At 58.5% G+C, this 9,813-nt stretch carries 10 protein-coding genes and 5 pseudogenes; 12 read left to right on the top strand and 3 right to left on the bottom strand.

From position 1 onward, the window contains the following. The first annotated feature begins 25 nt into the window (after positions 1 to 25). The 4 genes and pseudogenes from ACTJKE_RS36205 to ACTJKE_RS36190 form a co-directional block, all read left to right on the top strand. Positions 26 to 379 carry an HU family DNA-binding protein gene (locus ACTJKE_RS36205; protein WP_440693623.1) on the top strand — a complete coding sequence of 118 codons (354 nt, stop codon included), beginning with the start codon at positions 26 to 28 and terminating at the stop codon, positions 377 to 379. A gap of 777 nt (positions 380 to 1,156) precedes the next feature. Further along, positions 1,157 to 1,345: a helix-turn-helix domain-containing protein gene (locus ACTJKE_RS36200; protein WP_440639797.1), complete on the top strand. Its 189-nt coding sequence runs from the start codon at positions 1,157 to 1,159 to the stop codon at positions 1,343 to 1,345. Between the two features lie 1,052 nt (positions 1,346 to 2,397). Then, entirely contained in the window at positions 2,398 to 2,700 is a 303-nt protein-coding gene (locus ACTJKE_RS36195; protein ID WP_440639799.1) for a DUF982 domain-containing protein, read from the top strand. 366 nt (positions 2,701 to 3,066) lie between these two features. Further along, positions 3,067 to 3,183, top strand: a pseudogene (locus ACTJKE_RS36190) (LysR family transcriptional regulator); the annotation flags it as partial. A 140-nt stretch (positions 3,184 to 3,323) separates the two neighbouring features. On the opposite strand, the pseudogene ACTJKE_RS36185 reads toward ACTJKE_RS36190, so the two are convergent. Next, positions 3,324 to 3,624: pseudogene (locus tag ACTJKE_RS36185) on the bottom strand (DUF982 domain-containing protein). Positions 3,625 to 4,348: 724 nt separating this feature from the next. Between ACTJKE_RS36185 and ACTJKE_RS36180 the strand changes: the two are divergent. Continuing rightward, positions 4,349 to 4,711 carry an SPW repeat protein gene (locus ACTJKE_RS36180; RefSeq protein ID WP_440639806.1) on the top strand — a complete coding sequence of 121 codons (363 nt, stop codon included), beginning with the start codon at positions 4,349 to 4,351 and terminating at the stop codon, positions 4,709 to 4,711. A gap of 380 nt (positions 4,712 to 5,091) precedes the next feature. On the opposite strand, the gene gatC is transcribed toward ACTJKE_RS36180, so the two are convergent. After that, complete coding sequence (gene gatC, locus ACTJKE_RS36175) at positions 5,092 to 5,379, bottom strand: Asp-tRNA(Asn)/Glu-tRNA(Gln) amidotransferase subunit GatC (RefSeq protein ID WP_060585941.1); 288 nt, start codon at positions 5,377 to 5,379, stop codon at positions 5,092 to 5,094. A gap of 97 nt (positions 5,380 to 5,476) precedes the next feature. On the opposite strand from gatC, the pseudogene ACTJKE_RS36170 reads away from it, so the two are divergent. The 5 genes and pseudogenes from ACTJKE_RS36170 to ACTJKE_RS36150 form a co-directional block, all read left to right on the top strand. Next, positions 5,477 to 5,575, top strand: a pseudogene (locus tag ACTJKE_RS36170) (protein usg); the annotation flags it as partial. Positions 5,576 to 5,725: 150 nt separating this feature from the next. Then, positions 5,726 to 6,202, top strand: coding sequence for an Hsp20 family protein (locus tag ACTJKE_RS36165; RefSeq protein WP_058325133.1), 477 nt, complete (start codon positions 5,726 to 5,728; stop codon positions 6,200 to 6,202). 70 nt (positions 6,203 to 6,272) lie between these two features. Further along, on the top strand, positions 6,273 to 6,572 hold the full coding sequence (locus tag ACTJKE_RS36160) for a DUF982 domain-containing protein (RefSeq protein WP_058325132.1): 300 nt from the start codon (positions 6,273 to 6,275) through the stop codon (positions 6,570 to 6,572). Between the two features lie 9 nt (positions 6,573 to 6,581). Next, positions 6,582 to 6,863: a hypothetical protein gene (locus tag ACTJKE_RS36155; RefSeq protein WP_440639802.1), complete on the top strand. Its 282-nt coding sequence runs from the start codon at positions 6,582 to 6,584 to the stop codon at positions 6,861 to 6,863. Positions 6,864 to 7,062: 199 nt separating this feature from the next. Beyond that, positions 7,063 to 7,206 (top strand): annotated as a pseudogene (locus ACTJKE_RS36150) (SPW repeat protein); the annotation flags it as partial. 435 nt (positions 7,207 to 7,641) lie between these two features. Here the strand turns inward: ACTJKE_RS36150 and ACTJKE_RS36145 are convergent. Beyond that, positions 7,642 to 7,824, bottom strand: a complete 183-nt coding sequence (locus ACTJKE_RS36145; protein WP_156436956.1) for a hypothetical protein — start codon at positions 7,822 to 7,824, stop codon at positions 7,642 to 7,644. Between ACTJKE_RS36145 and ACTJKE_RS36140 the strand changes: the two are divergent. Further along, positions 7,804 to 8,117: pseudogene (locus tag ACTJKE_RS36140) on the top strand (co-chaperone GroES). The gene ACTJKE_RS36145 and the pseudogene ACTJKE_RS36140 overlap by 21 nt on opposite strands. A 54-nt stretch (positions 8,118 to 8,171) precedes the next feature. Next, positions 8,172 to 9,800 carry a chaperonin GroEL gene (gene groL, locus ACTJKE_RS36135; protein WP_113514194.1) on the top strand — a complete coding sequence of 543 codons (1,629 nt, stop codon included), beginning with the start codon at positions 8,172 to 8,174 and terminating at the stop codon, positions 9,798 to 9,800. Positions 9,801 to 9,813 lie beyond the last annotated feature (13 nt).

Here is a 9,813-nt window from a genome sequence, read left to right as displayed (position 1 = left end):
TGTGGAAATCGCCCGGATTTAGGCCCTGCTCGCTGAGACGCCAGATGACAAGAGGGATCCCGTTGGGCGAGAATTCCCGCGTCATCATGAGGGGAAAACAATGACAACAACCAATGAGATTGCAGAAAAGATCGCGACCGAACATGGCTTGACCAAAGTCCAGAGCAAGGCGGTTGTCGAGGCAGTCTTCGCCGCCGTCACCGCTGCCGCCACATCCGGCGCCGAAACATCGATCCCGGGCTTTGGCAAGTTCAAGGTCAAGGACACGCCTGAGCGCGAGGCGCGCAATCCGGCAACCGGTGCGACGATCAAGGTTGCTGCTGCGAAGAAGTTGTCCTTCGCGCCGGCCAAAGCTCTCAAGGACGCGCTGAACGGCTGATGCGCATGGGAGGTTCGGGTGAACGAGGAAGGTCCGAAGACTGTTGAGGGCGTTACGGCCTCAACACGTCAGACCGATGCTTCCCGCGCTGCGGACGATTGCGGATTGCACGGCAGAACCGGCGGGCAGAGGCACTTGAGCGAGCTGGGACCCGAGGCGGCTTGGGTCCGGCCCATGCGGTTCTCGACGAAACTTTATGCGATCCGAAAGGCACATAACCAATATCGGATCTGTTTGCAGAGCACAGCGCGGGAGGCGACAAGCTACCTGGAGACCTCGCGCAGCCACCCAATGAACAGCCGCCCGCTTTCTTTTTTGGCTTCCTCGCCGGCACCACAACAAAATAGTCCGCTCTGGTGCGGATTGACGCGTCGGTGAGGCGGACCCAAGCGGGTTTGCTGGATAAGATCAGCGACCAGGCGATTCCATCCGAGCGCAATGCCTTGCCCGTTCATTGCTGCATAAATGGCCTCCGTGTAGAAGCTGCATCGCAGGCCGCGGGCCTTTTTCGGCGCCTTCACTGAAAAGGCCGCAAGCCTTCGTCCCAACCTGTCCAGGTGGGATCGTCAATATCGCTCGTTATTAGGGGATGACCAACAAGATCTTGCGGTGTGCGGATCGGGTCGGCCGTGAGTAGATTATCAGCGCTGCAAATCGGAAAACTTCGTCCTCAAACAGGAGCTCCGCCTGACCGTCCAACCAAGTGCCGGTCCCATAACGGATCGCCAAGTCCACATCGCTTGCCTCGATGCTTGTCCGGGCATGGAATGGGCCAAGATGTCGCCTGCACTCGTCTACAGAAAGCTTCGGCTGGAACGTGCCAAACATCTTCTCACCCAGACGGATGCGTCGCTGATCGAGATCGCCCTTGAAGTCGGCTTCGAGAGCGCTGGGCACTTCTCGAGAATATTCGCAAAAACCTACGGACAGACGCCGAGCAGGCTCAGAGCGCAACTGTCAACGTGATTTGTCCGGCAGCCGTCTCAACGATAATCGCGCGGAAGAAAATGCCGTCGAGCGGCGCGATCCGAGGGAAACCTGGTCTTGGTAGGCATCGGCATTGCTCGATCGAAGGGACAATCGCCCCAACCAACCCACTGCGCGTCCTGAAGCAACCAAACGCGTCTACGAAGATCGAGGGTTATCTTATTCGAAAGCGGCCCTGGACCGGACGGCGGTCCGGGAGTGCGACTGGCAAACCGCTGAGACTGCGAGCGCTCAGATATGGCGGCCAGAACGAAGAGCTTCGTTTCAGACGATACATTAGGCGATCTTAAAAACTCAAAACGGGAACGGCGCGATGAAGGCCGCTGCTTAATGTGCCGCCGCTCGGATTAAAGATCGCTTGGTGTCCCGCGCGGATGCCCCAGTGTGTCGGCAGCGAAGAAGTTTATTTGCGGCAGTATTGATCACCTTGCCTGCGATCAACGCACGCGCCACGCAATGCCACATGTCCGCGCGCCGCGGGCGTTCGATTATGATCATATTATAGCTTGATCAGAACGGACGCAGCGAGATCGCTCCCATGGAGAACAAGCTCGTTTGCTCTCCACGCGTCCACAGCCTAGAACCTATTGGGCCAGCTCCAGCATGCTCTCGATCGCCTCCTGGAACTCGCTGCGGTTCGTGGTGGTTTCCAATTTCAACGGCCAACCTCGCCATGCTGGCCGAGTAGGTTTGCTCGGCAGTCGCTCGGCGCACACACACGGCTGCCGTCGCGTCGGCTGGTGATCGGACGTGGGCGCACTGGTGCTTGTCAATGGGGGCTCTTCCTTCGTCAGGGTTCCTCCCGACCGGTTCTTCTGTGCGAAGATCGTCAACTGTTAAGGCGGTGGCAAGGATACCCCGCGCCTACGCCGTGAACCGGGTGTGTTGAGGGGGGCGGCGATCTGTTTGCTCGGATCGTCAGTCGACGTCGACCGTGCGGTAGGTGTTTGGAAGTCTTGAAATCCGCTCTGTCCGGGCCGATATCTTCTTCACTTCTTTTTCATCCGGCTTGAATGCGAAAGGAGGACATCATGCTCAACCCGGAATTGGTTTGGATGACTCCCGTCACCGTTCACATGAAGGACGGGGCGTCCCAGGTCTTCGCTTCTGTCAACGACGTGCTCGATTTCCTCGAAGGGGATTGGGCCATCTATCGCGGCAGAAAATACAATCGGGCGGTTCAAACGTGCCGCCGTGCTCTAAACCGAATGACGCCAGTCGCCATCGCGCGCGAAGCGTTTATTGACGCCTGCCGAGATGCGGGCATGTCGACAGGCGCGGATGGACTGCCCGGAACGAAGACAGGTACCGGCGGTCAACGCTCGCTTGCCTAGAATGGCCGGGCTGGGGCACTTCTTAGTGCCCCAGCCTTTCGAGCATTCGCTCCGGCGCACAGGAGCAATTCGCCATCACCCTTAAAGCGTTCTGATAGAGGCGCCAGACGCGATGTTCGGGCATTTCGGTTGATCATGTCAGGCCCATGTTCGCCTTTACGGCCCCTGGGCCACCGTGCGGGCGGAGGGTTCGGGGCGTAGATCTCGTCATTCATGGTTGGCTGCCCCAACACGGAGACAATTGGGCTCTTGAAGATCAGTTTCCGCAAAATGACGTCGTTTCGACGCCGCCCTCGACGGGCGCGGCCTACCTGCCTGCCGTGCGACCACCTGGGTCCGCTCGTGAAGAAAGGACGGTTCATCTAGGTGCTAGCGGACTGGTGTCCCTCGTTTCCTGGATATCACCCCTCCTATCCGAGCCGCCGCCTGGCATCGCCTGCCTTCGCGCTGCTACTACTGGTTGACGCCCTGCGCTATCGATGACTTCCATGGGAGGAAAGCGGATTCGGAGGCAGGCTCACTGCCGCCCGCGCCAGCCTACCTTGAAAACCACGCAACAAGCGCTGCTTACCGCGCTAGCTAGAGAGACCGCGAGCGCGGCCCCCCCACTCCCGAAAGCCGGTTTACGGGCGTACTCGACCGCCGCCCGGCTTGGCCTTGATCATCCACGGCAACACCGCAGGAGCTTTCACAAGGATGCCCTTCTTGTGCGCAGGAGCGGAGCGCGTCGCGCGCCACCTGAACTGGTTTGTGGCCGTCATGTGCCAGGTAGCAGGTCTTCAGCGTCGCGTCATGAATGATATCGCGATCTCCTTTGGACCACTCCTCGAGGAAATCGATCGCGTCGTCCAGGTTTGTGATTTCGAGGACCAGATCCTTCCTTTCACGCAGGTAAACTGGTCGGTCAAACATCTTCGTGTGCATTTCCACCTCACTGAATTCGTTGGTTTTCAACAAGGAAAGCGCTTTTGGATGGCGCCCGTCGAAGATTTATTTCGCGGCTTGGCGAGTTCAAGGGGTAGAGCGCGCATTATGCATCCGCGCTTCTATGCAAACTCAAAGGTCCGGGGCGGACCGCGGGTTCGAGAGCATGGCCGCGCTCTTTCGAACTGACCGGCGAGTTGAAAAAGAGCTGGCTCATCGCCGAAGCGAGCGACGATGTTGAAGGCATGAAACGAGATTACGCTTCAGCGTGTCCAACACTGGAACGAATCCGGCCTTCCGGGTGACAAGAGCTCGCTCGGCTGCCGGCGAGCGGCTCCGGTCAGGGTGGCGCATCCGGTGACCGTCATGGGTGTGAGGAACCATAGGCACCGCACCAAGTTTATCCCGGCGGCGGCTGGTACCTCCCCCTTTTGCCGCGATCCGATTGCACGCTGAAATTTTCCTACTCTCGTCGGCGGATTGGCAACCGCATGTCCCATTTTCGTCGCGGGCCTTCCTCCAACGGTGTGTTCTGCCACTGTTCGCCTACGCGAAGATCGTCGATCTGGGAAGGCAGTCGATCACAATCGCCTTAGTCGTGGTTGCCGCAGCCCACGGAGATAATCCGGCTCTTGAAGATCGAATTTCGCAAAATTACATCGTTTTGCGCGCGTTCACAGCGCGCGTGAACACCGTCGATCAAGCTTCATTCGTGGAGGTTGTCATGGAAAATGGACTGATGGAAAGCAAGAAAGCACAGGATTGGCTCAATCTGGTTCTCGCAGTCGCCCTGTTCGTCTCACCTTGGGTGCTCGGCTTCGCCGGTGAAACCGTACCGGCGTGGAACGCATGGATTGTCGGAATCTTGCTCGCCGCTCTGGCGGTTGCCGCTCTGTCGGCGTTTGCTGAGTGGGAAGAGTGGTTGAGCCTGGTACTCGGGGTTTGGCTGATCGTCTCGCCCTGGCTGCTTCAATTCGCGGCGAACATGAACGCGATGTGGACCCACGTGGTCCTTGGAGCGTTCGTCGCCGCCGTGTCGGCCTGGGCGCTTTGGGACAATCGGCAGAACCCGCATGCCCACGCATGATCGAGAATTGGAGTACGGCCCGCCGTCTCAGCGGCGGGCTCAGACTGCTGACAAACCCGTCGATATTTTCGGCGGGTTTTTGTTTGGGGTTTGCGCTGTCGAGTAGATTGCGGCGGCTTGTATGTGTCGTCGCGGCGCGCATGACGTTTACTCAGGCGGGGCTTGGGTTCGGGGCCCTGGTCAGAGGAAGAACCTGATTAATTGCAAAACGACAGGACCTTCGCCATGACACATCATTCGATCACAAACGAGATCGGCAAGCTTTCGAAGCATCGGATGTGGGCCGGAAATCTCAAGCCGCTAACACGCGCCACGCAAAGGGGCGCATCGTTTGGCGATCGCCGGCCGTGAAATGCTCCAAGGCCCGAGGCTGTCTGTGCTTACTCGAGAATCTTGGGGACCAGGAAGAAGTTGCGCTCACTGAGAGGTGCATTCGCCACGATCTCTTCGGCATGATTGCCTTCGGTCACGACGTCCTGGCGCATTTTCATGGTTGTTGGCACAACCGAGGTCATCGGAGGGATGCCTTCGACATCAACCTCCAAAAGTTGCTCGATGAAGGTCAGAATTTCGTTCAGCTCGCCACACATTTTTTCAGCCTCGTCTTCGCTGAGTGCGAGACGGGCAAGGCGGGCAATACGTCTAATGGTCGCGATATCTATCGACATAGGCTGCGTCCGATTTGATGGCTTCTGTCGCTTGCGCAAGATTTTGCCGATCTGAGCCTTCTGCCGCTAGCACTGACTGCGTAACAGAAATCTGGCAAGTCATCTCGACGGCCCGCTGCATTCCGTTCGTACGCACCAGTGCCTGATCCGGCCGAACGAATGGCGCCGTATTGAAGGTGAGTTCAAGCTGCACTGAGATTTGCGAAAATTCTGTAAGACAGCACTTGAAGCCGGATTTCACAAATACCAGATCATCTGCCGCCAGCCGCTGACAACAGGGCCGGCAATGCTGGAAGCGCCGTCTTTCGGCGCTCCATACCCATGTTGCTTTCAGGAGGATATGGCTATGGCAACATCTTATGACTACACACCTCTCTTCCGATCGAGCGTTGGCTTCGACCGGCTCTTCAATCTTCTGGAAAACGCCCAGCGCGACCGTTCGATCAGCGATTGGCCGCCTTATGACATCGTCAAGACAGGTGACGACAGCTACCGCATCTCGATTGCGGTTGCCGGCTTCTCCGAGGGCGAGCTCGACATCACATTCCAGACCAATCTTCTCACCGTTACAGGCAAGAAGCAGGATTCTCCGCCCGACGCCTATCTGCACCGAGGCATCGCCGGCCGACCGTTCGAGCATCGCTTCGAGCTTGCCGACCATGTCAGGGCGAGTGGAGCGGGATTGAGCAATGGTCTGCTGACCATCGATCTCGTCCGAGAAATTCCCGAGGCATTGAAACCGCGCAAGATCAGCATTGAAAGCGGTTCCGCCCTTGGACGGCCGGACGCCGCGCCGCAGATCGGAGCCAAGAGCGCCGCGTAAACGAAAACATCGGATATGGGCGTCGCTCCGATGGCGCCCATGGGCACACCGGGTTGGAAAGGAGAGAGTTATGAAACCCGATATGTTCAAGAAATCTGTGCGTATTCTCGTCGGTATTGGATTCCCGACGGAAGTGAGAAGCGTGATGGACGCTTACCGACATCTAGTCGAGTGGCCGATATCGCTCAGGGATGGTCCGCATTCGGTTGCGCTCAAGGCATGCCGCGCTGCCTTGCGCGGCGAGATCGAAGCTGAGACCGCACGCGGGTTGTTTGCCGCCTTTGCGGAAAAACACGACCTGCTTGCGCCGGAAACTGACCCGGTAACGGCGACTTATCCGAGGTGGAGTCGGGATCCACACGTAAGCTGAGGTGAACCGATGATGGACCATATGTTTAAGCAGATTGCCGCAACTGCCGTGAACATCGGACCGGAAGTTCTAGCATCTCACTGGTCGCCGTTTCGACGTCCAATGGATGTGGTGAAGGCTCCTGCACTTTCTGTCGATGATAAACGGGCCATTCTTGCCGCGTGGGCTTCGGACTTTTACGCGATAGATTCGAAGCCAGCTCTCCGTCATATGCCAGGAACGCCTGAGCCGGTTTCAATCGATGAGGTTCGGTCTGCCCTGCGAGAGCTCGATTCGCGGTACGATATCTGACGGAGTTGCCAGCTTTCCGACGGGCGGTTCTCATATGAGGCGGCCCGTCAAACATATACGGACTGGGAATTCAGTTCCCATCGAAAGAATGCCTTCTTCAGACGGCACGGTGCCAGCTTTCGCTTTTCATTATTGTTCCGGCGGCCGCTTTTAGGCCTGGAGGAGCGGTAGGCTGTGGTGCGGTTGAGGCATCCTCTCCTGGCTGATGGTCTCGCCCTGGCTGCTTCAATTCGCGGCGAACATGAACGCGATGTGGACCCATGTGGTCCTCGGCGTGCTCGTCACCGCCGCGTCAGCCCGGGCACTCTGGGACTATCGGCGGAACCCGCATGCACATGTATGATCGAGAAAAAGGAGAGCACGGCCCGCCGCTTCAGCGGCGGGCTCTTCCGGATTGGCGCTGCCGATAGATGCGCCGATCGCGCTGCAACGGGGATTGAATGGTAGAGCTTGCCGGCGATATCAACTAATACTAGGGACGGCGGCTCCTGTTGAGGCTGGCGTTTTCGAGCAGGTCGAAGAGGCGATCGAAGCCGACGCTCGACCTGTAGAAGGGGGAAAAGTCGGGGTTTGTTCTCATAGCTATATCCTCCGTAGAGCAACATAGGTACGAGGGAGCGCCAAGAAGCTTGGGCTCCCTGACTGGTGTCAACCCACTTGGGCATCGACAAGAATAAGGTGGGGATCATGATGCCTTGCGTCAAGAGGCAGCCCTACCCTCCAAACCGCCCGCGACGTGAAATACTCTCATGAATTCATGCCGGTAGCACTCAACAGGCTAGAGTGCTAAAAAATTTTTGACCCTCTCTTGAAACTCAAAAAACAGGAACCAGATCGAAATGCGCGCGATGCCGAAAGGCTCGGCGTCCCGCGTCGGTTTCGCTCCGAATGCGGCGCGGAACACTTGTTGAAAAATCTGGTTGTCGATGAGGCGAGCGAAATGACGTTCCGTCCCTTGCATGACCGTATCCTGGTTCGCCGCATCGGGGCCGAGGAAAAAACGGCCGGCGGTATCATCATCCCAGATACGGCAAAGGAAAAGCCAAAGGAAGGTGAGGTCGTTGCCGCTGGCTCTGGTGCGCGCGATGAAAGCGGGCAGCTGCGACCACTCGAAGTGAAAGTGGGTGATTGCGTCCTGTTCGGCAAATGGTCGGGCACCGAGATCAAGCTCAATGGCGAGGATGTCTGATCATGAAGGAATCTGAGGTGATGGGCGTAATGGAGGTCGACGCCGCAGCGAGCAATGCGGCGTAGTGCCAATTCGGACCTATGCCAACAAGGAATGCTGACTGAGGAAGGAGTAGAAAAATGGCTGCCAAGGAAGTGAAATTCCATTCCGACGCCCGCGAAAGGATGCTGCGCGGCGTCGACATCCTCGCCAATGCTGTCAAGGTTACGCTCGGTCCGAAGGGCCGTAACGTGGTGATCGACAAGTCATACGGCGCGCCCCGCATCACCAAGGACGGCGTCACTGTCGCCAAGGAGATCGAGCTTGAGGACAAGTTCGAGAACATGGGTGCACAGATGGTGCGGGAAGTGGCGTCGAAGACCAGCGATATCGCTGGTGACGGCACCACCACCGCAACCGTTCTCGCCCAGGCGATCGTCAAGGAAGGCGCGAAGGCCGTGGCTTCGGGCATGAACCCGATGGACCTCAAGCGCGGTATCGACAAAGCTGTCGAAGCTGTGGTCGAGGAACTGCGGCGGAACGCCCGCAAAGTCACCAGGAACGACGAGATCGCCCAGGTTGGCACCATCTCGGCCAATGGGGACATCGAGATTGGCCGCTTCCTCGCAGAAGCGATGGAAAAGGTCGGTAACGAGGGGGTGATCACCGTCGAGGAAGCCAAGACCGCGGTGACGGAGCTGGAGGTCGTCGAAGGCATGCAATTCGACCGCGGTTATCTCTCGCCATATTTTATCACCAACCCGGACAAGATGCGGGTTGAGCTCGAGGAACCCTACATCCTGATCCACGAGAAGAAGCTCTCGAACCTGCAGACATTACTGCCGGTTCTTGAAGCGGGTGTTCAATCTGGAAAGCCGCTGCTGATTATCGCCGAGGATGTCGAAGGCGAGGCGCTCGCAACCCTCGTCGTCAACAAGCTGCGCGGCGGCCTCAAGATCGCTGCTGTCAAAGCGCCAGGCTTCGGCGACCGCCGCAAGGCCATACTGGAGGACATCGCAATCCTGACCGGCGGCACCGCAGTCTCTGAAGATCTGGGCATCAAGCTCGAAAACGTGACCCTCAATATGCTCGGCCGTGCCAAGAAGGTTGTTGTCGAGAAGGAAAATACGACGATCGTCGACGGCGCTGGCTCGAAGACGGAGATTCAGGGCCGCGTTTCGCAGATCAAGGCGCAGATCGAGGAAACCACATCGGACTACGATCGCGAGAAGTTGCAGGAGCGGCTGGCCAAGCTTGCTGGCGGCGTTGCCGTCATCCGCGTCGGCGGCTCGACCGAGGTCGAGGTGAAGGAACGCAAGGACCGCGTCGACGACGCCATGCATGCCACGCGGGCGGCCGTCGAGGAGGGCGTGTTGCCCGGCGGAGGCGTCGCTTTGCTGAGAGCCGTCAAGGCACTGGACAACACGCAGACCGAGAATGCCGACCAGAGGCACGGCATCGACCTTGTTCGCCGCGCGATCGAGGCGCCGGTGCGCCAGATCGCCGAGAACGCGGGTGCCGAAGGCTCGATCATTGTCGGCAAGCTGCGCGAGAGGACCGAATTTGGCTATGGCTGGAACGCGCAAACGAACGAGTTCGGTGATCTTTACGATCAAGGCGTGATCGACCCGGTCAAGGTCGTTCGCACCGCGCTGCAGGACGCCGCCTCGGTCGCCGGCCTGCTGATCACCACCGAGGCCATGGTCGCCGAGAAGCCGAAGAAGGATGTACCGCTCCCGCCGATGCCGGCAGCCGGCATGGACTTCTGACTGCAATGATAGG

The sequence above is a fragment of the Ensifer sp. 22521 genome (assembly GCF_052044795.1).
In the GTDB taxonomy this organism is placed as follows: Bacteria; Pseudomonadota; Alphaproteobacteria; order Rhizobiales; family Rhizobiaceae; genus Ensifer.
Note: the sequence above shows the minus strand (reverse complement) of the source record. Positions and strands in the feature narration are given on the sequence as shown.